Consider the following 21,714-nt stretch of genomic DNA (forward strand, 5'->3'; position numbering starts at 1 on the left):
TTAGCGCCAGCGTCGGGGCGCCAGGACCACACGACTTCGCCGTCCGTGATGCGCGCGCTCGTCAGTCGCACCCGTCACGTCCACCGCATCTCACCGCAACGTTCGTGACGATCGCGATCCGCCCCTCATTCGCGCTGAGACGCGCGGAGTTAAATCACTGATTTGCCCGACGCCGAAAGCGGAATGTTTTTTGTGCGAGGGCTGGACGGGGCAAATCACCATGGAATCGCTGGCGAATTTTTCTCCGCTGTCATTCCGGGGCATCGCAAAGCGATGAGCCCGGAATCCATTTCGCCGCCTGCACAAGTGGAGGAATGGATTCCGGGCTCGCGACTTCGTCGCGCCCCGGAATGACGGAGAGTAAGTGGTCCGTGGCCCATCCCTCGAGACGCCGCTGGCGCGGCTCCTCGGGGATGAGGTCGTCACTTTGGGACGTCCGGCGCCGGCGGCGCGATGTAGACTTTCCAGCTTACGGCGGGGCCGGGATGGCCGTGGACGAAGCGGCGCGTGGTCATGATCAGGCGCTCGGCGTGCGGCGCGTTCTTGGCGATCCAGCTCTCGAACGCCGGCAAGCGTCCGTCATTGGGATCGAACACGCCGATGAAGCCGAGGCGCTTGGCTTCCGCTTCGCTGGTGAGACCCGCGCCCCAGACCTCGCCCGGCGTGAACGGCGCCGGATGATCGGGGCTGTAGAACACCAGCGGCATGATCACCTCCGTGGTGCCGGCCACCGCCGCCCAGCGTGAGGCGAATTTGCGGTGCCAGGCTTCGGCGAGTTCGCGCGCAAGCTCGGCACGCGCGCCGTATTTCGCGACGCTGTTCGGATCGGCCGCGAGTTCGCGCTCGGCGATGGTCGGAGACGCGAACAGCATGGCAATGGTGATCACGAACCAGATCGCGCTGATCCGAAACAGCGCCATCTTGGGAATCCGCAGCCAGGGGATCGCGACCAGCGCCAGCGGCGTCAGGAAGAACAGCGAGATGCCCCAGTCGGTCTTGATGTAGATCTCGAAGAACAGCGCGCCGAGCGGCGGCCCGATGGCGACGATGATCTGGATGATCCAGACGTTGAGCGCCTGCGAGAGGTTGACGCCGGGATTCGGCCCAAGCGACCAGTTGCGCGTGAACAAGGTCGACGGCCGCCGCACCAGCGCGCCCCAGCCGAGCGCCAGCGCCGCCAGCACGATGCAGGCGGCGAGCAATCCGATATTGTGGACGATATAGCCGTTCACGAGGTACAGACTGACCGCGCGATTGTCGATGCTATAGACATCTCCGGCATAGGTCAGCGGAGCGAAATGGGCCTCGCTCAGCCAGACGATATGCGGAATCATCGCCACGATCAGCGTTGCGATCGCAACCCACGGCGCCGGCGAGGCCAGGAAGCGCAACCGCTCGGGATGGATCAGCGCCGCCAGCCCGATGGCGCCGATCATGGTCAGCACCCAATATTTAGTCATCAGCGCCAGCGCGCCGGCAAGGCCGAGCCAGATGCCCGAAATCGCGGTGCGCTTCTCGAACGCATAGAGATAGGCCAGCACGACCGGCGGCAGGGTCGCAAGCTGCAGCAGGTCCGCGTTGTACTTGTAGCCCTTGAAGTTGAAGATCGGATAGAGCGCGAGCATCACCACGACGAAGAAGGCGCGGCGGCGATCGACGACACGGAGCGCGATCAGCCAGCAGACGACGAGGCTCACGGCGATGACCGCCATCGCCAGCGCGTAGGTCGCCCAATCGGTCACCGGGAAGATGCGGAACCAGAGGCCGGCGACCCAGCCGGACAGCGGCGGATGCTTGCCATAGCCGAGCTGGAATTTCTGGCCCCAGGCAAAGGCCTCCGCGACGTCCATATGGATGTCCTGCGCGGACTTCAGATTGACGAGGATCAGCGTCCACAGCACGGCATGGGCGAGCGCAAAGCCGGTGACGAACCATAATCCGGTGACGGGATCGGTTGCGCGCGCCACCAGCCACGCCGCCAGGCGCGAGATCGACAATTTCCGTTTTGCGCGCGCCGCCGCGGGCAGGATTGATGCAGTCGCCATCACCCCTGCCTAGCCTGTTTTGCGGGCGAATGAAATCAGCTTGGCGTGAGGGAACGATGCCGCGCTCCCTCTCCCGCTTGCGGAAGAGACGAGCAAAGCTCGCTCCGGGAGGGCTGGGGCGAGGGTGTCGCGATTCACGCCTTCCTTGCAGGTGAGAGAGCCCCCACCCGGCGCTGGCGCGCCGACCTCCCCCGCAAGCGGGAGAGGTGAAACCGCCTCAAAATTCCGCAATGTGGTTGCCGCTTCGGGGCGCGAATGCTATCTCGCGCCCCATGACGACCGTCCCTATTCCGAACATCCGCAACTTCTCCATTGTCGCCCATATCGACCATGGCAAATCGACGCTGGCCGACCGCCTGATCCAGATGACCGGCGGCCTGTCGGATCGCGAGATGGCGGGCAAGGAACAGGTGCTCGATTCCATGGACATCGAGCGCGAGCGCGGCATCACCATCAAGGCGCAGACGGTGCGGCTGAAATACCGCGCCAAGGACGGCAAGGATTACATCTTCAACCTGATGGACACGCCCGGCCATGTCGACTTCGCCTACGAGGTCTCGCGGTCGCTGGCGGCCTGCGAAGGTTCCCTGCTCGTGGTCGACGCCAGCCAGGGCGTCGAGGCGCAGACGCTCGCCAATGTCTACCAGGCGCTCGACAACAACCACGAGATCGTGCCGGTCCTGAACAAGGTCGACCTGCCCGCGGCCGAGCCCGAGAAGGTCAAGCAGCAGATCGAGGACGTGATCGGCATCGACGCCTCCGACGCCGTGATGATCTCGGCCAAGACCGGCCTCGGCGTGCCCGATGTCCTGGAGGCCATCGTCACCCGGCTGCCGCCGCCGAAGGGCGACAAGGATGCCACGTTGAAGGCGCTCTTGGTCGATAGCTGGTACGACGTCTATCTCGGTGTGGTCGTCCTGATCCGCGTCGTCGACGGCGTGATGAAGAAGGGTGGCCGCATCCGCATGATGGGCACCGGCGCAGCCTACGACGTCGAGCGCGTCGGCTTCTTCACGCCGAAGATGCAGCAGGTGGACGAACTCGGCCCCGGCGAGATCGGCTTTATCACCGCCGCGATCAAGGAAGTCGCCGATACGCGCGTCGGCGACACCATCACCGACGACCGCCACCCGGTGAAGGAGATGCTGCCGGGCTTCAAGCCGGCGGTCCCGGTGGTGTTCTGCGGCCTGTTCCCGGTCGACGCTGACGATTTCGAAACCCTGCGCGCGGCGATGGGCAAGCTCAGGCTCAACGACGCCAGTTTCTCGTTCGAGATGGAGACCTCGGCCGCGCTGGGCTTCGGCTTCCGCTGCGGCTTCCTCGGGCTGTTGCACCTGGAGATCATCCAGGAGCGGCTGTCGCGCGAGTTCGATCTCAACCTGATCGCGACCGCGCCGAGCGTCATCTACAAGATGAAGCTCACCGACGGCAGCGAGATCGAGATCCACAACCCCGTCGACATGCCCGACGTGGTCAAGATTGCCGAGATCGACGAGCCCTGGATCGAGGCCACCATTCTCACGCCGGACGAATATCTCGGCAGCGTGCTGAAACTCTGCCAGGACCGGCGCGGCGCGCAGAAGGAGCTGACTTATGTCGGCAGCCGCGCGATGGTGAAATACGATTTGCCGCTCAACGAGGTGGTGTTCGATTTCTACGACCGGCTGAAATCGGTCTCCAAGGGTTACGCCTCGTTCGACTATCATCTGACCGACTACAAGGCGGCCGATCTCGTGAAGATGCAGATCCTGGTCAATGGCGAGCCGGTCGATGCGCTGTCGATGCTGGTGCACCGCACCCGCGCGGAGGGCCGCGGCCGCGCCATGGTCGAGAAGATGAAGGAACTGATCCCGCCGCACATGTTCCAGATCCCGATCCAGGCCGCGATCGGCGGCAAGGTGATCGCCCGCGAAACCGTGCGCGCGCTGCGCAAGGACGTCACCGCCAAGTGCTACGGCGGCGACATCACGCGTAAGAGAAAACTTCTGGAGAAGCAGAAGGAAGGCAAGAAGAAGATGCGGCAGTTCGGCAAGGTCGACATCCCGCAGGAAGCTTTCATTGCCGCGCTGAAGGTGGATAGCTGAGGCCCGCCGGCCATTGAAATTCGTCCGTAACATGTTACGATACGGAGTATGGCCACCACCCCGAAGAAGTCGAAGCCCCGTACACCGCAGCAGCGCATGACCGCGCGCCGCGAGCGCCTGCGCGCGCAGGGACTGCGTCCGGTGCAGCATTGGGTGCCCGACCTGCGTGATCCCAAGGTCCGTGCCGACCTTCGCCGACAGGCCAAACTGATGGCACGGCATCCGGAGGATGCGGCGATCAACGATTGGATCGAAGCGGGCTACGATTGGGATAGCTGGAAGTGAAGCGCGGCGACGTCGTCCTGGCCGTCGTTCCCAGTGAGTTGGGGCGGCCTCGGCCCGGCGTCATCGTCCAGGCTGACGAGTTCAATAAACACCTGTCGACGGTCTTCATCTGCCCAATCACGTCGGATGTTCAGGAAAAGCTGCCGCTACGGCCTATCATAGACGCAAAGCCATCGAACGGCCTCAAGCTTCCGTCTCAGATCATGACCGACAAGATGGTTGCCCTGCGGAGCGACCGGATTCGACGGGTCATTGGTCATCTGGATTCCGAGACGTCCAAACAGCTCGATCGCGCCCTTCTCGTCGTGCTCGGGCTCACCCAATAGGCAGGAGCGCACTCCTCCCCACCTTGCCCTCCCCCACCAGATAGGCCACCATCGCGTTCCCGCTCGACAAAACAAGAACAGCGAGGAAACGCATGAGCAAGCCGGAAGGATTCGATCTTGCCGAGAAGGCGCGCGCGCTGGCGCCGTTGATCACAAAAGATGCCGACGAGATCGAGCGGACGCGGCGGCTGACGGCAGCGGTGACGTCGGCGCTGGTCGACAACGGGCTGTACAGGGCGCTGCTGCCGAAACGATTCGGCGGCAGCGAGGCAACGCTGGAAGCGTTCATGCAGATGCAGGAGGAGGTCGCCAAGGCCGACGCCTCCACCGCCTGGTGCCTTGGCCAATGCAGCGTCTGCGCGATGACCGCGGCCTATCTCGAGCCTGAGGCGGCCAACGAGATCTTCAATGTCGCGCCGGGCATTTTGGCCTGGGGCGCGATCGCACATGAGGTGAAGGCGGTGCCGGGAGGCTATCTCGCCAATGCGCGCTGGGAGTTTGCCTCGGGCTCGCGGCAGGCGAGCTGGCTGGGCGCGCATGTGCGCGTGGTCGAACAGGACGGCACGCAGCGCAAGAAGGCGGACGGCTCGGTGGAAATCCGCACCATCCTGTTTCCGGCGGCGAGCGCCACGATGCACGACGTCTGGGACGTGATCGGGCTGAAGGGCACCGGCACCGATTCCTATTCGGTGGAGAATCTGTTCATCCGGGAGAAATTCGCCGCGCTGCGCGACGATCCTTCGGCCTTGCGCGAAGAGGGCCCGCTGTACAAGCTTTCCACCAACATGGTGTTCGGCATGGGCTTTGCCGCGACCGCGCTCGGCGTCGCGCGGGCCACGCTCGATGCGGCGATCGAGCTTTCGCGCGGCAAGACACCGCAAGGGTTGAAGGCGATGCGCGAGAACAATGCGGTGCAGGGATTGATCGGGCGCACCGAGGCGAGCCTACGCGCGGCGCGCGCCTATCTCTATGCGACCGCGGCAGAGGTCTGGCGCGATCTCGAGCGCGGCCATCCGCTGACCGAAGGCCAGCGCGTGGCGCTGCGCGTCGCCTCAACCTGGACCATCCATCAGTCGGCATCCGTGGTCGATACTGCCTATCACATGGCCGGCGCCACGGCCGTGTTCGCCGCCAACAAGTTCGAGCGCCGCTTCCGCGACATGCACGCGATCGCGCAGCAGATCCAGGCCCGCGACACTCATTACGAGGACGCCGGCCGCGCGATCCTCGCAGCGAATCTCGCGGGATCGCCGACGACGCGGTGAGCACCCGTCATTGCGAGCGAAGCGAAGCAATCCATGCCTCCACAAGCGGCGAAATGGATTGCTTCGCTTCGCTCGCAATGACGGCTGAAACCTGCGTAGGGTGGGCAAAGCGTAGCGTGCCCACCATCAGCACTCAGCTCGTGAAGGTGGGCACGCTTCGCTTTGCCCACCCTACGATTCCGTTCATGCCACCAGCGCGGCTTCGTCGTCGGTCTCGCCGCGCTGCGCCTGCAGCAGGCTGACGATGTCGGCATTGGGCCTGGCGCGGCTGAACAGGAAGCCCTGGCCCTCGTGGCAACCTTCGGCGCGCAGGCAGCTCAGCTCGGCTTCGGTCTCGACGCCTTCGGCGGTGATGGTGACGCCGAGGCCCTTGCCGAGGCTGATGATCGAACGCACGATCGCCTGCGCATCGCGATTGGAGCCGAGGTCGCGCACGAAGGACTGGTCGATCTTGATCTTGTCGAACGGGAAGCTGCGCAAATAGCTGAGGCTGGAATAGCCGGTGCCGAAGTCATCCATCGAGATGCGCACGCCGAGCGAGCGCAGCGCGTGCAGTGTGGCCAGCACCTGGCTGCTCTTTTCCAGCAGCAGCGTCTCGGTGATCTCGAGCTCGAGCCGCCGCGCCGGCAGGCCGGAATGCTTCAGCGCTTCGGTTACTTGCGACAACAAATTGCCGGTGCGGAATTGCAGCGGCGACAGGTTGACCGCGACGCGGACATCGTCGGGCCAATGCGCCGCATCCATGCAGGCGCGCCGCAGCATCAAGCCGCCGAGCGGATTGATCAGGCCGGTCTCTTCCGCAACGGGGATGAACTCGCCAGGCGAGATCATGCCGCGCTCGGGATGCGGCCAGCGCACCAGCGCCTCGAAGCCGGTGATGCGGCCGCTCGAAAGATCGACCAGCGGCTGGTAGAACGGCCGCAAGCCATCGTTCTGGATCGCATCGCGCAGATCCATCTCGATCTTGCGGCGGGTCTGGGCGCGCGCGTCCATCTCGGCCTCGAAGAAGGAGAAAGTGCCGCGGAATTCGCTCTTGGCGCGCGACAGCGCCATGTCGGCGCTCTTCAAGAGCTTCTCGGATTCATCGCCGTCGCCGGGCGACATCGCAATGCCGATGCTGGCGCCGATCACGATGGAATGGCCGTCGAGCAGATAGGGTTCGCCGATCGCTTCCAACAGCCGCTTCGCGAGCAGCACCGCGTCCTCCGGACGCGACACGCCGCTCTGGACGATCGCGAACTCATCGGAGTTGAGGCGGGCCAGCGCATCTTCCTCGCGCAAGGTTGAGCGCAGGCGCTTTGCGACCCCGCGCAACAGCTTGTCGCCGACGCCATGGCCGAGCGTATCGTTGACGGCCTTGAAATTGTCGAGGCCGAGCACCAGCACCGCGACCTTCTCGGCGCTGCGGCGGGTGTGCAGCAGCATGTCGTCCATCTGCTGGCGCAACAGATTGCGATTGGGTAGCGCCGTGAGGCCGTCATGCTGGGCCATGAAGGCAAGCCGCGCCTCGGCGCGCTTGCGCTCGGTCATGTCCATCAGCGCCAGCAGCACCGCGGGCTGGTCGCCATGCATCAATTCGCGCGAATAGATCGCAAGATCGATCAGCGTGCCGTCGGCCCGCACATGCTTCCAGGTCCGCGCCGCCTGCTCGTCGCCGTCGCGGCCGCCGATCCACGGCAGTTCGGTATCGAATGCCTGCAGGCTGCGGATGGTCAGTTTCTCGAATTCGGCGCGGCTGAAGCCATAGTGCTCGGCCGCGGCATCGTTGACGGAAAGGATGCGCTCGCCGTCGAGCGAGCAGAGGATCATCGGCACCGGATTGCCGTCGAACAGCAGGCGGAACGACGCTTCGCGCTGCTTCAATTCGGTGATGTCGACGCGCAGGCCGACGACGCCGCCATCCGACGTCAGCCGCTCCTCGATCAGGACGACGCGGCCGTCGGCAAGCTTCTGCTCATGCCGCTCGCCGGGCTGATAGAGCTTCTTCAGCCGCTCGGCGATCCACGCCTCCTCGCGGCCGATTGCCTCGGGGTAATCGCCGCGCGCGACGCCGACCCGGAGCGTGTCCTGCAGCCGCGCGCCGTGCTCGAACTGGTCGGAGCTGCGGCGATAGATCTCGGCATATTTCTTGTTCCAGAGGATGTAGCGGCCTTCGGCGTCGAGGAAGACGATGCCCTGCGGCAGGATGTCGATCGCCTCGCGCAGGCGCTCGTTGGAGCGGCGCGCATCCGCAATCGCCGCTTCAGTCTCGGCGCGCTTGCGCACGATCTCGCCGATCTCGGATGGAACGCGCCGCCGGCCGCCTGAAAGCTTCGGATCGGGTTTGACGGGACGGCCGGGAATTCTCGCCGCCACCTTGCGCTTCAGTTTCTTAGCCGTTCTTGGCCGCATCTTCGGCATCGACTTTCCGCCACACGCACTCCCGTCGAGCATGCTTCTCCGATAAGTGTCTGAAAAAATGGTATATTCCGCCGGTTCCCAGAATGGAGCCGAACTCCGAGCTGCCCGTTTAGGAGGCGGACTTCCGCATCCCTGAATACCGGCGGACGGCTCGGAGGGGCTGAAAAGCAAATCCAACGGGCAAATCAACCAAGCGCGCGGAGCCAATTTTCCCGCGATCCGGGTAGCGATGCTGCGGACGCACCAATGGCGCGTATTTCGCACGAAATTGCGTCATTGCGCGGCAGGGTTAGTGCCCGGTTAAGCCGCGAGCCTGCATCGAACCAATCATGAGGCGGCGCGACATCTGCTGTCGCCAAAAAGGCTTCGGCCGCCTGCCGGTTCGGGCTATCCTCCATCGCAGGGGACGCCAAGTTGCAGACGGCGGACGAGGCGCGAGCATCGCCTCGGGGAGGGGACCCGATGCGCCAGGGCACGCACAATCGATCTCTCACCATCAGCACTCTCTTGGCGGCGACGCTGGCGCTGCTGCTGACATCTGGTCCCGGCATTGCCGGAGACTATCCGGACCGCACCGTCAGGATCGTCGTGCCATTCTCCGCCGGCGGCACGGCGGACGCGGTCCCGCGGCTGGTGGCAGATTGGCTGTCGCGCAAATGGGGCCAGCCGATCGTGATCGAGAACAAGACCGGCTCAGCCGGAAATGTCGGGGCCGAGGAGGTCTACAATGCCGCCCCCGACGGCTACACCCTGCTCTCCGCGCCGCCGCCGCCGCTCGTCATCAACCAGAATCTTTATCGGAAGCTCGGCTTTGATCCGGCGAAGTTCGAACCGATCATCGTGATGGCGCAGGTGCCGAACGCGATCTTCGTCCGCCCCAACGGCATAAAGGCATCCAGCGTGGCGGAGTTGATCGATCATCTGCGCGCAAACCCCGATGGGCTCACAGCCGCCACGCTCGGCAGCGGGACCACGTCGCATCTGAGCTCCGAACTGTTCGAGACGATGGCGAAGGTGAAGCTGCGCCAGATCCCCTATCGCAGCACCGTGCCGGCGCTGCAGGGCCTGCTCGCCGGCGACGTCGACCTGATGTTCGACAATCTCGGCGTCACGCTGCCGCTGGTGACGGCCGGCAAGCTCAAGCTGCTGGCGGTGGCCTCGCCCAAACGGTTGCCATCCATGCCCAACGTACCGACGATCGCCGAAACGCTGCCGGGCTTCGAAGCGGTCGCCTGGTACGCGATCGTGGCCCCGCCCGGGACGCCGAAGGCAATCGTCGAGAAGATCAATGCCGACATCAACGAAGTGCTGGCCCGGCCCGATATCCAGGCCAACTTCCGAAAGCTCTCCGCGGAAATCTATGGCGGCTCGGTGGAGCGGACGGCCAAATATCTGCGCAGCGAGGTCGACCGCTGGGGCACGGTGATCAAGTCGGCCAACATCGAGATGCAGTGAGGCTGGCGAATTTTTTCCACTTCTCCCGCAAGCGAGAGAGGGAGCGCAGGGTTCATGGTGGCTGCTACTCCATTGAAGTTCATCACGTGCCTGTTCGTGCTGGAGATCAACCAATTGCGATGTCACAGCGGCTCGCGGAACGTCGAATCCATGTTACGCTGACTGCCCTTCGAGTGAATCCCATGACGTCCCGCCCGATATTGACCCTGCTGATTCTTGCAGCTCTATCGCTTGGTGCCGACGCCGCGTCGGCGCAGGACAGAGGCTCGGTCAATCCGAAGCCGCTGCCGCCGCTCGCCAATCCCAACGATCCCAAGCTCGGCGCCAAGGAATTGTTCGCGCGCAAGGTGCTGCCGACGGCGACGCCGACGCGGGTGATCGGCTCCTATTCCAAAGGCTGCCTCGCCGGCGCGGCGCAGATGCCGATCAACGGCGAGACTTGGCAGGTGATGCGGCTGTCGCGCAACCGCAACTGGGGCTATCCCGGTATGATCGCGCTGCTGAAGCGGCTGTCGGTCAGGGCGCACAAGGATGCCGGCTGGCCGGGCATCCTGGTCGGCGACATCGCGCAGCCGCGCGGCGGGCCCGCCTTGAGCGGCCATGCCAGTCACCAGATCGGTTTGGATGCCGACGTCTGGCTGACACCGATGCCCGACCGCAGGCTGTCGCGCGAGGACCGCGAGGACATGTCGGCGGTGATGATGGTGCGGCCGGACCGGCTCGATATCGATCCCAAAGTGTTCACCCCTGGCCATGTGCTGGTGCTGCGCGACGCCGCGCAGGAGCCGGGCGTGCAGCGAATCTTCGTCAACGCCGCGATCAAGAAGGCGCTCTGCCGCGAGGCCAAGGGCGACCGTAGCTGGCTCGCCAAGATCAGGCCGTGGTGGGGCCACGACTATCACTTCCACATCCGCATGCGCTGCCCGGCCGGCGCCACCGAATGCGAGGGCCAGCCGTCGCAGTCGGAGGATGAAGGCTGCAACCCTTCCGACTTCGCCTTCTGGTTCTCCGATGCGGTGCTGCATCCGAAACCGCCGCTGATACCGCCAAAGCCGAAGCCGCCGATGACGCTGGCGCAAATGCCGGCCGCCTGCAAAGCGGTGCTGAATGCACCGGACGCGAAACCGTGATCAGCGCAATGGTGTTTTCATTCGACCGCAAGGTGCGCTAAAGTAGAGGAGTCGCTCCGTAAGCGCGATAAAACCTCGGGTCAGGGCTGCTGATCCTGTTTCATCCCAATCTGTCGATGCAGGCCGTCGTCACACACGGGATGATCAACATTGAAGGATTGATGATGCGCATCAGTGCACGTAACCAGATCAAGGGTGCCGTCGTTGACGTGAAGAAGGGTGCGACCACCTCTCATGTCCGCGTCGACATCGGCGGCGGCCAGGTCGTGACATCCTCCATCACCAATGAAGCCGTCGATGATCTGGGCATCAAGGCTGGCGACAAGGTCATCGTTGTCATCAAAGCTTCAGATGTCATGATAGCAGTGGATTGATCATGCGCAGACTCCTCATTGCCTCGTTGCTGTTGCTCGGTGCCGTTCCCGCTCTTGCGGCGGAAGAACCGAGTGGTTGTGACAAGTTCAAATGGCCGATCGATCGCGAGCGTGCCGCGCTGACCGCGCCGGATCGCGCCAAATTGACATCGGGCAACGAGTTTGCGGCATTGCCCGCAAGCGGATTCACGCTGACCCTGGTGGCGCCGGCAGATGCAAAACTGCCGACGCCGCCGGAACGGGCACCGAAGGACGGCACCTTTGCCGGCTTCACCAGCTTCAAGAATGCGCCCAAGGCCGGCCTTTACACGATCAGCCTGTCGTCCGGTGCCTGGCTGGACGTGGTGCAGGATGGCCATTTCCTCAAGCCCAAGGCATTCAGCGGCGCCACCGACTGCGACGGTATCCGCAAGACGGTAAAATTCGAGCTTTCTGCGAGCCCGTTCGTGCTGCAGATCAGCGGGGCCAAAGAGAATTCGATCTCGATCGCGATATTGCCGAGCGAATGACGGGCAACGGCATGATCCGGAAAAGTGGAGACCGGTTTTCCGAAAAGATCATGCCCAAACAAAGAGCTGGAGCTGGATGGCTTTTCCAGGAAAAGTTATCCAGCTCTAGACAAACGGTCGCCTTTACCCACGCGACCAGCCTGTTATGTTCCCACCGCGATATCCCCGGCGGCCGTAAGCCTCGGGGCTCCTCGGAACGGCGCTTCCGTCTGTCGCGGACCACACCGATTCAACCAACGCCCGAAGTGCGCGCGCGGTCCGCGCGCATGTGGACGTGATGGAGCGCCTGCCATGAACCGCCTTGCCGGAATTGTCGCCGCCTTTGTCCTTGTGCTGTCTTCAGCCGCCTTACCTGCGAGTGCGCAGGAAAAGACCTTGACCGTGTTCGCGGCCGCCTCGATGAAGAACGCGCTCGACGACATCGATGCCGCCTACACCGCCAAGACCGGCGTCAAGGTCAATGCGAGCTATGCCGCCAGTTCGGCATTGGCAAAGCAGATCGAGCAGGGCGCGCCGGCCGACGTGTTCGTCTCCGCCGACACCGACTGGATGGACTACGCGATCAAGCAGAAGAACATCAACGAGGCGACGCGGGTCAATCTGCTCGGCAACAGCATCGTGCTGATCGCGCCGAAGGACTCCAAGATCGACAACGTCAATATCGGCGCCGGCTTTGATCTCGCAAAACTTGCCGGCGACGGCAGGATCGCGACCGGCGACGTCAAGGCCGTGCCGGTCGGCAAATATGCCAAGGCTGCGCTGGAGAAGCTTGGCGCCTGGCAGGCAGCCGAGCCGAAATTCGCGATGGCCGAAAGCGTGCGCGCGGCACTGACGCTGGTTGCCCGCGGCGAGGCCGTGCTCGGCATCGTCTATTCGACCGACGCCAAGGTGGAGCCCGGCGTCAAGATCGTCGGCACCTTCCCCGCCGACAGCCATCCCGCGATCATCTATCCGGTCGCGGCGACGACGACGGCGAAGCCCGAGACCACCGAGTACCTCAACTTCCTGAAATCGTCGGCGGCAAAGACCATCCTCGAGAAGTACGGCTTCAAGTTCCTGATCACGCCGACGACCTGAGCATGATCCGGAAAAGTGGAAGCATGATCTGAGCTCACGTGTTCGAGATTTCGCCGACCGAGTGGACGGCGATCCTGCTGTCGCTGCGGGTCGCCATCGTCGCAACGCTGGTCGCGACCCCCCTGGGGATCGCGCTGGCATGGCTGCTGGCGCGCCGTGACTTCTGGGGCAAGTCGGTGCTCGATGCGCTCGTGCACCTGCCGCTGGTGCTGCCGCCCGTTGTCACCGGCTATCTCCTGCTGCTCGCGCTCGGCCGCCGCGGCTTTCTCGGGGCATGGCTTGCCGATCATCTCGGCATCGTCTTCGCCTTCCGCTGGACCGGTGCGGCGCTCGCCTGCGGCGTGATGGCCTTTCCATTGCTGGTGCGACCGATCCGGCTTTCGATCGAGGCCGTCGACCGGCGACTGGAGCAGGCGGCGGGAACGCTGGGCGCGGCGCCCTGGCAGGTGTTCCTGACCGTGACCTTGCCCTTGGCGCTGCCGGGCGTGCTCGCCGGCATGGTGCTCGGCTTCGCCAAGGCGATCGGCGAGTTCGGCGCGACCATCACCTTCGTCTCCAACATCCCGGGCGAGACCCAGACCATCTCGTCAGCGATCTATTCGCTGATCCAGACGCCCGAGGGCGACCTTGCGGCGGCGCGGCTCGTCATCATCTCCATCGTGATCGCGATGAGCGCGCTTGTTGCATCGGAGTGGTTCGCACGGCGCGCGACGAAGCGGCTGCACGGAAACTGACCATGCTGCGCGTCGACGTCACCAAGCACCTTGGCGAATTCACGCTTTCGGCTACCTTCACCAGTGAAGGCCGCGTCACCGGCCTGTTCGGCGCGTCGGGCGCCGGCAAGACCTCGCTGATCAACATGATCGCGGGACTGCTGAAGCCCGACCGCGGCATCATCTCGCTCGATGGCGAGACGCTTGACGACACCGAGGCGCGCGTGCATGTGCCGCCCTACCGGCGCCGCATCGGCTATGTGTTTCAGGACGCGCGGCTGTTCCCGCATCTCGACGTGCGGCAGAACCTCGATTACGGGCGGCGCATGAACCGCCTGCCGGATGATCCGGCGCAGCACAGCCGCGTCACCGACCTGCTCGACATCGGCCATCTCATGGATCGCCGTCCTGGAAAACTTTCCGGCGGCGAGCGCCAGCGCGTCGCGCTCGGACGCGCGCTGTTGTCGAAGCCGCGCCTGTTGCTGCTCGACGAGCCGCTCGGCTCACTGGACGAAGGGCGGAAGGTGGAGATCCTCCCTTATCTGATCCGGCTGCGCGACGAAGGCATACCCATGGTCTATGTCAGCCACGACGCCGCCGAACTGCGCCAACTCGCGACCCAGATCGTGATGCTGCGTCGTGGCGAGGTGACTGCGTTCGGCGGCGTGAAGGTGCTGACGGGAAGCCCGAAGTGATTTCGGCCACCTTCCCTTCTCCCCTTGTGGGAGAAGGTGGCGCGAAGCGCCGGATGAAGGGTCGTCGCCGCGGGCACGGTGCGCGTGGAGAGAGACCCCTCACCCAAGCGCGTTCGTGCCGACGCCGGAGTAGCCCTCTCCCACAAGGGGGCGAGGGCGCATCGAGCAGCACCTCGCAGGTTTATCGGTCGACGTTGAGTACTTCACCGGTGCGGGCGTCGACATCAACTTCCATGTATCGGCCTTCGATATCCCGCCCCTCGATTTGCCATTCATAGCCGGCAAATTCAGTGTGAGACACCGCTACGAGACCGAGATCGGTCGCGATCGCCAGTGCTCTCTGCATCGATATGAGATCGCCAGAATCATAAGCCTTGGCCTGTGTCGCAATCCCAAGGGTCATAACCGCAACCATCGGGAGGATGAATTTTCGCATGGGCCACTCCTGGTGAAGGTTCGTTACGGCAGGCACCAACAGCCCTCGAGGCGTATTGGTTCCCATTTCACAGCGAAACTGGGTGATCAGCAGCGGTTGCGACCGCTTGTTGGCTGCCAATTGGCGACAATGGGACGGTTTCCTCGCGGCGCGGGTTGCTTCGATCACGGATTCGTTTGCTTTAAGGACAAAGCTTGTCGATTTGCCAAATCGGCCCGACCGCGCCAAATTGTTGCCGGAAGAAAGGCGTGCCATGCGTATTGCTGGTTGGGTTTTGCTGCTCGCAGGATTCGTCCTGTGCCTCACGGTGGCCTGGGCCGCTCTCGGCTTTCTGTTGATGGGCATTGGCCTCGTGTCGCTGCAGGTCGCCGAGCGGAAGCGGCGAAAGGCGGAGAAGGCGGCGGCCGTCGCCGCCCTCGATGCGAGTCCAGAGCCGGCTGCAGCACTTGTCGAGGCGCCTCCGGCCCACGCGGAAAATGTTCCGATCACTGCGGAACCTCCCGCCTTGCCGGCACCGCAAACGACCTCGAGCGCCGACGCCTCCGCTTACGACAAGGAAGTGTGGCGCCGCCTGGTCGAGAGCGATCCCGATCTGGCGCGACTGGCCGCGGTGCTGTCCGACTACGGCCAGCACCATGTCGATGAATTCGCCAATAGCTATCTCGCCCAGCCCGACAAGGGCCGCCTCGGCGCGATCGTCAACGAAATCATCGCGAAAGCCGCACGAAAGGAATCCGCGCCGGCGGCACAGCCCGAAGTGCATGAGCCATCGGTCGATGCAAATCAGGAGCCGAAGTCACCGCCCGCGCGGATCGAGCCGGGCCGCAGCCTACCGAAAATCCACGCGCCGAAGGTGGCGGTGGTGCCGCCCGCGGCGAACGATGTCCGCAGCACCAGGGCAGCCGCCATCGCCCCGCGCATCCAGAGCGCCCCCGAGATTCGTATCGAGCCAAATCCGGAACATGGAAACGACAGGATCACATCGGCAGACGATGACCTCAGCGAGCTGATCAGGACGTTCGCAAACGATGCGAGCTCCCTCAGGAGATGAGACCTTTCCTTAGAAAATAGACCCTGCCCAGCCTACGACTGTCGTCCCCGCGAAGGCGCGCGAAAGCGGGGACCCATAACCACAGGGAAGTGTTGCGGCGCGAGCAAGCGGTTGCAGCGAAGCACACACCGAAGCCTGTGGTTATGGGTCCCGGGTCAAGCCCGGGACGACGTGGAGAGAGGTTCGGATTCAAACGTCAAACAGCCGCGTAGCCCGAGTGGAGCGTCAGCGTAACTCGGGACAGCTCGTTGATGGGAGACGACCCGGGTTACGCTGGCGCTCCACCCGGGCTACGCCGTTTTGACGCGAGGCCCTAAACTCCCGCGACTGATGACCAGATCCCGGCGAGCTTGCGCTTGAACTGCTGCAGCCGGGTCGGCGGCACGGCCGGCTCCTCGTCCTCCGGCAGGCGCAGGCCGACGACATTGACCCTGCCGCCGCCGAGGCTGCGCGCGACCAAGACAATGCTGTCCAGCGCGAGCTCCGCGCCTTCCTTCGGCGCGCGGTCGAGATGGATGTCGAAATAATCCGACAGCGTCAGCTTCTTCTGGTCCTCGTCGACGGTCACGCCGTAGATCTCGGCAAGCTCGCCGAGCGTATGTTCGCCGGAGACCACGAAGTCGCCGAGCAGATGCGGATCCGGCGCGGTGCCCGGGGGCATGTCGACGAAGAAGCGGTCGAGCGCTTCCGCCCGCTCCGGCGGCGCCAGCAGATAGAGGTAGTCGCCGGGTGCGATCGGGTCGGCCTCAGCGGGGGAGAGGATGTTCTCGTCGCGGATCACCAGCGTCGGCTTCGACCAGGACGGCAGCAATCCACGGCGGAAAAACAGGCTTTTCGCACCGACGGGATAGCCGACCAGTTGCTGCTCGAGCTGGCCGGGCAGGTCCAATTCGACGCGCCGCGGGCCACGGTCGACACGCGGCAGCGCCACGTGCAGCCGACGCGCCGCCGGCGCCAGGGTCCAGCCCTGCAGCAAAAGCGAGATGATGACGACGACAAAGGCGACATCGAAATAGAGATAGGCCTTCGACAGGCCCACCAGCATCGGGATCGAGGCGAGGAAGATCGCAACCGCGCCGCGCAGCCCGGTCCAGGCGATGAACAGCTTCTCCCGCCAGTTGAAGCGGAACGGCGCCATGCAGGCGAATACCGCAAGCGGCCGCGCCAGCAGCATCAGCGCCAGCGCCACCACGACTGAAGCACCCAGGCTGCTGAGCACGCGATGCGGCGATACCAGAAGCCCAAGCAGCACGAACATCACGATCTGCGCGAGCCAGGTGGCGGCGTCGAGGAACGCGACCACCGAGCTGTGCGCGCGCGTCGGCCGGTTGCCGATGATGATGCCTGCGAGATAGACGGCGAGGAAGCCGGAGGCATGGGCGATCTGCGCCGCGCCGAAGATCACCAGCGCCGCCGTGGTCACGAACGGCGCGTGCAGGCCCTGCGGCAGAGCGACGCGGTTCATGGCGATCACGACCAGCCGGCCGCCGATCACGCCCACGATCGCCCCAAGCACGGCCTCGCGGGCGAACTCCAGGATGACGTGCGACGCCGAGCTTTCCCCAAGCGAGATGAACTCCACCAGCATCAGCGTCAGGAAGATCGCGAACGGATCGTTGGTGCCGCTTTCGGCCTCCAGCGTGGCGCCGACACGCGGGCGCAGGCGCAACCCCTGGGTGTGGACCAGCAGGAATACCGCCGCGGCGTCGGTCGAGGCCACCACGGCCCCGACCAGCAGCGCCTCGGTCCAGGAGAGGTCGAGCATATATTTGGCCACCGGCGCCGTGACCAGCGCGGTCAACAGCACGCCGGCGGTCGCGAGCACCATCGAGGGCGCCAGCACGGCACGGATGCTCTGGAAGCGCGTGCGTAGTCCGCCGTCGAACAGGATCAGCGCCAGCGCCACCGAGCCCACCAGATAGGTGGTGCGGACGTCGTCGAACTGCAGATGGCCGGGACCGGCATCGCCCGCGAGCATGCCGATCAGGAGGAAGACCAGCAGCAGGGGGGCGCCAAAGCGCAGCGCCAAAAGGCTCGACAGGATGCCGGCCATCACGAGAACTGCGCCAAGCAGGATGGCTATGCTGACCTGATCGAGAGAAGCCATACGCCGTAAGGAAGGAGAAGGGTTGCAATGCATCCTTACCGTCGCCACAGTTCGACGCCAACCCATTTTCTGAACATGGCGTCAGACTTCTGGTTTTACACCCAACCTCACTTCGCCCTCCCGTTGTGGCGATGGTCCGTGCGTCGCGTTTGTGGGATCGTGCCGACCGTTCGAATCAAATTCGCTTGAATCTGCACTTCATGAGATTTCGCCGATGGAAATGGAGCTGAAGGACGTCATCGAGACCCTGCAGATGGCCGCACGGTCGGTCGGCGCGGAGGTCACCTCGCCCTGGTTCTATCTGCAGTTCGGCATCATCCTGGCCGCCGCGGGCATCGCCTATGCGGCCGACGCCGCGATCCGCGTACGGGTCGACACGGATTCGCTGGGATCGCACCTGCCGCTGCCGCTCAGGCATTTCCTGCGCGTGCTGGTCGGCAGCGCCTCGACCGCGGTGTTCGCGCTCCTGATGATCGCGACGCGCATCATCATGGCACATTCGACCTGGCCGAGCCGCAGCTATCTGATCGTGGTCTCAGCCAAGCTGGCGCTGGCCTGGCTGGTGATCTGCCTGGTGACATCGGTGATCCGCAACGCCCTCATCGTCCGCCTGGTGTCGCTGGGGGCCTGGATCGTCGCGGCGCTCAGCATCATCGGCCAGCTCGATGCGACGGCGGAGGCGCTGGATTCGGTCGCAATCGAGATCGGCGGCCTGCGGCTGACGCCGCTGCTCCTGATCAAGGCCGGCGCGCTGGTGATCCTGGCGCTGTGGCTGACCAACATCGCGAGCAATTTCGTCGAGAGCCGCATCAACCGCGCCACCGACCTGACGCCGTCGATCCAGGTGCTGCTGATCAAGATCATCCGCATCGGGCTGATGGTGGTTGCAATCGCCATCGCGCTAAGCGCGGTCGGCATCAACCTGTCGGCGCTCGCGGTGTTCTCCGGCGCGGTCGGTGTCGGTATCGGTATCGGCCTGCAGAAGATCGTCGCCAACTTCATCTCGGGCATCATCCTGCTCGCCGACAAATCGGTGAAGCCCGGCGACCTCGTCACCATCGGCGACAGTTCGGGGCGCATCAGCGCGATGAAAACGCGCTACATCTCGGTTGCCGCCGGCGACGGCCGCGAATTCCTGATCCCGAACGAGGACCTGGTGACGCAGAAGGTCGTCAACTGGACCTATACCGACAAGAACACGCTGGTCAAAATCCCCTTCGGCACCAATTACGACGCCGATCCGCGGCTGGTGTGCAAGCTTGCCATCGAGATCGCCGCCGCGGCGCCGCGGGCGTTGAAGGGCAAGCCGCCGAACTGCATCCTGACCGAATTCGCCGAGGCCGGGATGAAATTCTCGCTGACCTTCTGGATTGGCGACCCTGATGGCCTCGACAACGTCAAAAGCGACGTGATGCTGGCGCTGTGGGACGCCTTCAAGCGCGAGGGCATCCGCGTGCCCTATCCGGTGCGGGAACTTCGGGTCCGCGGCGCCCTGCCGGTCGAGACCGTGATCGAGACTTCCAGCTAAATCCATGGCAGGAAAGGCCATTTCGGCCCCAACCTTGGCTTGCGCTGGCCGCCTCGATCATTAAATTAGGTGAATTACCGCCAGTCCGACAGACCCCGCCAAATGACCCGACCATGAGCTATATCGAAGCAACCGACACCTCCCTACGCAAGACCGGCCAGATCAAGCTGCACGGACAAAGCGGCTTCGTCGGCATGCGCAAAGCGGGTGCGCTGGTGTCGAAATGCCTCGACGAGCTCACCGACATCGTCAAGCCGGGAATCCCGACCTCGCAGATCGACCAGTTCGTACGCGAGTTCGCCTTCAGCCATGGCGCCTATCCGGCGACGCTGATGTATCGCGGCTATCGCTATTCGACCTGCACCTCGCTGAACCATGTGGTCTGCCACGGCATGCCCGGCGACCGCCCGCTGAAGGAAGGCGACATCGTCAATATCGACGTCACCTTCATCGTCGACGGCTGGTATGGCGATTCCAGCCGCATGTATGCGGTCGGGCCGATCGCGCGCAAAGCCGAGCGGCTGATCGAGGTGACCTATGAGGCGATGATGCGGGGCATCGCCGCGGTGAAGCCGGGCGCCACCACCGGCGACATCGGCCATGCGATCCAGAGCTATGTCGAGCCGCAGGGCATGAGCGTGGTGCGCGATTTCTGCGGCCACGGCCTCGGGCGTATGTTCCACGACGAGCCGAACATCATCCATGTCGGCCGGCCCGGCGAAGGCGTGGCGCTGAAGCCCGGCATGTTCTTCACCATCGAGCCGATGATCAATCTCGGCAAGCCGCATGTGAAGATCCTGTCCGACGGCTGGACCGCGGTGACGCGCGACCGCTCGCTGTCGGCGCAATTCGAGCATTCGGTCGGCGTGACCGCCGATGGGGTGGAAATATTCACGCTGTCGCAGCGGAGCGGCGAGAAGCCGTGGACGGTGTAGCCGCGGAGACCCGTCCGCGAGTCCAAAATCACTTTCGATCACCATCGGTTTGACGGGAATGGGCGAAAGCTGTTGCGACGCACACGTCGCTGCCGATGCAGCCCGGCGGGAGAAGTGCGCCGGCCGTGAAACGTGTCGAACGCATCCCCTTTAAGAAGTAAGTGCATTCAAGTTTATTACAATCTATCATTGCATCTATCACAATCCATTTGCAACAGGGGGTTGGCGATGGCGACTGCAAGACCCGGCTTTCGAGCGCGACAGATTGTGGCTTGTCTTGCCGTAGTCGCGGCTTTCGTCGCTGGCCCACGCGCCAATGCGCAGGACACCCTGTTCGTGAGTCAAAGGGTCACAACGCCGGGCGAATACACTGCCGGGATTGAGGGGCCCGCGGTGGATGCATCGGGCAATCTCTATGCCGTCAACTTTCGACAGAGTGGCAATATCGGCAAAGTCGCGCCAGGCGCATCTCAATCGCAACTCTTCACGTCGCTTCCTACCGGCAGCATCGGCAATGGCATCCGCTTTGACCGCGACGGGCGGATGTACATCGCCGATTTCAAGAAGCACAATGTCTTCGTGATCGAGCGCGGCGACACCACGCCGCGTGTCTACTTTCATTCCGATCTTTTCAATCAGCCGAACGATCTGGCGATAGCGGCAGATGGCACGCTCTACGCCAGCGACCCGCGATTTTCAGCAGGCTCGGGTCAGATTTGGCGAATCACCCGCGACGCGGACGGCAAGGGCCGCGGCGAAGTGATGTCCAGCACGCGACCGCGCATGGGCGTGACCAACGGGATCGATCTGAGTCCGGATGGCGCGACACTCTACGTCAGCGAGTCGGATTCCCGGCAAGTATGGGCCTATCGCCTCGATGGCAGCAGACTGCTCGATCCACGACAGGTCAGACGGTTCGCCGATTTCGAAGTCGATGGCCTGCGCACCGACACCAGCGGCAGGATTTTTCTCGCACGGCCTTCGGCAGGCAGTATTGCCATCTTCGCCGCCGACGGATCGCTCGAGCGGGAAGTGCCGCTGCTCGGAAAAGAACCGACCAACCTCACCTTTGGCGGCCCCGATGGCAGGACCGTCTTCGTGACCCAGAAGGACGGCCGTTTCATCGAGGCGTTCCGCACGGATCGTCCTGGCCGCGAGCCTTGCTTGCAAGTGCCGGCAATGTGCTGAAACCGAAACCGCGCCGGGCCACGTCTAGAGCGCGATGATTTTTCTTCGAATTATCATCCCGCTCTATCTTTTTATTTGAGCATGATCTCCGCGCAAACGCTTCGCGTTTGT

19 protein-coding genes are annotated in these 21,714 nt (G+C 64.0%); 15 read left to right on the forward strand and 4 right to left on the reverse strand.

The genetic code is table 11. From position 1 onward, the window contains the following. Positions 1-422 precede the first annotated feature (422 nt). Positions 423-2,045: a glycosyltransferase family 39 protein gene (locus OZ411_RS33995; RefSeq protein ID WP_282531432.1), complete on the reverse strand. Its 1,623-nt coding sequence runs from the start codon at positions 2,043-2,045 to the stop codon at positions 423-425. 272 nt (positions 2,046-2,317) lie between these two features. Here OZ411_RS33995 and lepA point away from each other — a divergent pair, with 272 nt between their 5' ends. The 4 genes from lepA (at position 2,318) to OZ411_RS34015 (ending at position 6,005) form a co-directional block, all read left to right on the forward strand. Beyond that, positions 2,318-4,129 (forward strand): translation elongation factor 4, encoded by a 1,812-nt coding sequence (gene lepA, locus OZ411_RS34000; RefSeq protein ID WP_130583046.1) that lies wholly within the window; start codon positions 2,318-2,320, stop codon positions 4,127-4,129. A 48-nt stretch (positions 4,130-4,177) separates the two neighbouring features. After that, a complete protein-coding gene (locus OZ411_RS34005; protein ID WP_282531433.1) occupies positions 4,178-4,414 on the forward strand; it encodes an antitoxin MazE family protein in 237 nt (78 codons plus the stop codon). Next, entirely contained in the window at positions 4,411-4,740 is a 330-nt protein-coding gene (locus tag OZ411_RS34010) for a type II toxin-antitoxin system PemK/MazF family toxin (RefSeq protein WP_282531434.1), read from the forward strand. Before OZ411_RS34005 ends, OZ411_RS34010 begins: the two co-directional genes overlap by 4 nt. 92 nt (positions 4,741-4,832) lie before the next feature. Next, positions 4,833-6,005, forward strand: coding sequence for an acyl-CoA dehydrogenase family protein (locus OZ411_RS34015; protein ID WP_282531435.1), 1,173 nt, complete (start codon positions 4,833-4,835; stop codon positions 6,003-6,005). 183 nt (positions 6,006-6,188) lie between these two features. Here the strand turns inward: OZ411_RS34015 and OZ411_RS34020 are convergent, their stop codons facing one another. Continuing rightward, on the reverse strand, positions 6,189-8,405 hold the full coding sequence (locus OZ411_RS34020; RefSeq protein ID WP_282531436.1) for an EAL domain-containing protein: 2,217 nt from the start codon (positions 8,403-8,405) through the stop codon (positions 6,189-6,191). Positions 8,406-8,867: 462 nt separating this feature from the next. On the opposite strand from OZ411_RS34020, the gene OZ411_RS34025 reads away from it, so the two are divergent. From OZ411_RS34025 to modC, 7 genes are all read left to right on the forward strand, one after another. Next, the gene (locus OZ411_RS34025; protein ID WP_282531437.1) at positions 8,868-9,860 is read left to right on the forward strand and encodes a tripartite tricarboxylate transporter substrate binding protein; all 993 of its coding nucleotides are present in this window, start codon (positions 8,868-8,870) and stop codon (positions 9,858-9,860) included. Between the two features lie 182 nt (positions 9,861-10,042). Further along, a complete protein-coding gene (mepA, locus tag OZ411_RS34030; protein ID WP_282531438.1) occupies positions 10,043-10,990 on the forward strand; it encodes a penicillin-insensitive murein endopeptidase in 948 nt (315 codons plus the stop codon). Positions 10,991-11,154: 164 nt separating this feature from the next. Beyond that, positions 11,155-11,364: a TOBE domain-containing protein gene (locus OZ411_RS34035; RefSeq protein WP_282531460.1), complete on the forward strand. Its 210-nt coding sequence runs from the start codon at positions 11,155-11,157 to the stop codon at positions 11,362-11,364. A gap of 2 nt (positions 11,365-11,366) precedes the next feature. Continuing rightward, entirely contained in the window at positions 11,367-11,873 is a 507-nt protein-coding gene (locus OZ411_RS34040; RefSeq protein WP_282531439.1) for a hypothetical protein, read from the forward strand. A gap of 291 nt (positions 11,874-12,164) precedes the next feature. Next, positions 12,165-12,950: a molybdate ABC transporter substrate-binding protein gene (gene modA, locus OZ411_RS34045; protein ID WP_130584043.1), complete on the forward strand. Its 786-nt coding sequence runs from the start codon at positions 12,165-12,167 to the stop codon at positions 12,948-12,950. A 38-nt stretch (positions 12,951-12,988) separates the two neighbouring features. Then, positions 12,989-13,684 (forward strand): molybdate ABC transporter permease subunit, encoded by a 696-nt coding sequence (gene modB, locus OZ411_RS34050; protein ID WP_282531440.1) that lies wholly within the window; start codon positions 12,989-12,991, stop codon positions 13,682-13,684. A 2-nt stretch (positions 13,685-13,686) separates the two neighbouring features. Next, on the forward strand, positions 13,687-14,358 hold the full coding sequence (gene modC, locus OZ411_RS34055; protein ID WP_130584045.1) for a molybdenum ABC transporter ATP-binding protein: 672 nt from the start codon (positions 13,687-13,689) through the stop codon (positions 14,356-14,358). Between the two features lie 181 nt (positions 14,359-14,539). On the opposite strand, the gene OZ411_RS34060 is transcribed toward modC, so the two are convergent. Continuing rightward, on the reverse strand, positions 14,540-14,794 hold the full coding sequence (locus OZ411_RS34060) for a PepSY domain-containing protein (RefSeq protein WP_282531461.1): 255 nt from the start codon (positions 14,792-14,794) through the stop codon (positions 14,540-14,542). A gap of 253 nt (positions 14,795-15,047) precedes the next feature. Here OZ411_RS34060 and OZ411_RS34065 point away from each other — a divergent pair, with 253 nt between their 5' ends. Then, positions 15,048-15,845: a hypothetical protein gene (locus OZ411_RS34065; RefSeq protein ID WP_282531441.1), complete on the forward strand. Its 798-nt coding sequence runs from the start codon at positions 15,048-15,050 to the stop codon at positions 15,843-15,845. A gap of 313 nt (positions 15,846-16,158) precedes the next feature. Here the strand turns inward: OZ411_RS34065 and OZ411_RS34070 are convergent, their stop codons facing one another. Continuing rightward, positions 16,159-17,952 carry a potassium/proton antiporter gene (locus tag OZ411_RS34070; RefSeq protein ID WP_282531442.1) on the reverse strand — a complete coding sequence of 598 codons (1,794 nt, stop codon included), beginning with the start codon at positions 17,950-17,952 and terminating at the stop codon, positions 16,159-16,161. Between the two features lie 214 nt (positions 17,953-18,166). Here OZ411_RS34070 and OZ411_RS34075 point away from each other — a divergent pair, with 214 nt between their 5' ends. The 3 genes from OZ411_RS34075 to OZ411_RS34085 all read left to right on the forward strand — a co-directional run bounded on the left by OZ411_RS34075 (position 18,167) and on the right by OZ411_RS34085 (position 21,603). Further along, positions 18,167-19,480 (forward strand): mechanosensitive ion channel domain-containing protein, encoded by a 1,314-nt coding sequence (locus OZ411_RS34075; RefSeq protein WP_282531443.1) that lies wholly within the window; start codon positions 18,167-18,169, stop codon positions 19,478-19,480. Between the two features lie 113 nt (positions 19,481-19,593). Continuing rightward, positions 19,594-20,415, forward strand: a complete 822-nt coding sequence (gene map, locus OZ411_RS34080; RefSeq protein WP_130583597.1) for a type I methionyl aminopeptidase — start codon at positions 19,594-19,596, stop codon at positions 20,413-20,415. 336 nt (positions 20,416-20,751) lie between these two features. Continuing rightward, complete coding sequence (locus OZ411_RS34085) at positions 20,752-21,603, forward strand: SMP-30/gluconolactonase/LRE family protein (protein ID WP_282531444.1); 852 nt, start codon at positions 20,752-20,754, stop codon at positions 21,601-21,603. The last annotated feature ends 111 nt before the right edge of the window (positions 21,604-21,714 follow it).

Source organism: Bradyrhizobium sp. Arg237L (assembly GCF_029990105.1).
Classification (GTDB): Bacteria; Pseudomonadota; Alphaproteobacteria; order Rhizobiales; family Xanthobacteraceae; genus Bradyrhizobium.

What these genes read in the sequence shown, in the direction of transcription:
- OZ411_RS33995 (WP_282531432.1), bottom strand. Translation starts at nt 2,045, where the DNA reads ATGGCGACTGCATCAATCCTGCCCGCGGCGGCGCGCGCAAAACGGAAA.
- lepA (WP_130583046.1), top strand. Translation starts at nt 2,318, where the DNA reads ATGACGACCGTCCCTATTCCGAACATCCGCAACTTCTCCATTGTCGCC.
- OZ411_RS34005 (WP_282531433.1), top strand. Translation starts at nt 4,178, where the DNA reads ATGGCCACCACCCCGAAGAAGTCGAAGCCCCGTACACCGCAGCAGCGC.
- OZ411_RS34015 (WP_282531435.1), top strand. Translation starts at nt 4,833, where the DNA reads ATGAGCAAGCCGGAAGGATTCGATCTTGCCGAGAAGGCGCGCGCGCTG.
- OZ411_RS34020 (WP_282531436.1), bottom strand. Translation starts at nt 8,405, where the DNA reads ATGCCGAAGATGCGGCCAAGAACGGCTAAGAAACTGAAGCGCAAGGTG.
- OZ411_RS34025 (WP_282531437.1), top strand. Translation starts at nt 8,868, where the DNA reads ATGCGCCAGGGCACGCACAATCGATCTCTCACCATCAGCACTCTCTTG.
- mepA (WP_282531438.1), top strand. Translation starts at nt 10,043, where the DNA reads ATGACGTCCCGCCCGATATTGACCCTGCTGATTCTTGCAGCTCTATCG.
- OZ411_RS34035 (WP_282531460.1), top strand. Translation starts at nt 11,155, where the DNA reads ATGCGCATCAGTGCACGTAACCAGATCAAGGGTGCCGTCGTTGACGTG.
- OZ411_RS34040 (WP_282531439.1), top strand. Translation starts at nt 11,367, where the DNA reads ATGCGCAGACTCCTCATTGCCTCGTTGCTGTTGCTCGGTGCCGTTCCC.
- modA (WP_130584043.1), top strand. Translation starts at nt 12,165, where the DNA reads ATGAACCGCCTTGCCGGAATTGTCGCCGCCTTTGTCCTTGTGCTGTCT.
- modC (WP_130584045.1), top strand. Translation starts at nt 13,687, where the DNA reads ATGCTGCGCGTCGACGTCACCAAGCACCTTGGCGAATTCACGCTTTCG.
- OZ411_RS34060 (WP_282531461.1), bottom strand. Translation starts at nt 14,794, where the DNA reads ATGCGAAAATTCATCCTCCCGATGGTTGCGGTTATGACCCTTGGGATT.
- OZ411_RS34065 (WP_282531441.1), top strand. Translation starts at nt 15,048, where the DNA reads ATGCGTATTGCTGGTTGGGTTTTGCTGCTCGCAGGATTCGTCCTGTGC.
- OZ411_RS34070 (WP_282531442.1), bottom strand. Translation starts at nt 17,952, where the DNA reads ATGGCTTCTCTCGATCAGGTCAGCATAGCCATCCTGCTTGGCGCAGTT.
- OZ411_RS34075 (WP_282531443.1), top strand. Translation starts at nt 18,167, where the DNA reads ATGGAAATGGAGCTGAAGGACGTCATCGAGACCCTGCAGATGGCCGCA.
- map (WP_130583597.1), top strand. Translation starts at nt 19,594, where the DNA reads ATGAGCTATATCGAAGCAACCGACACCTCCCTACGCAAGACCGGCCAG.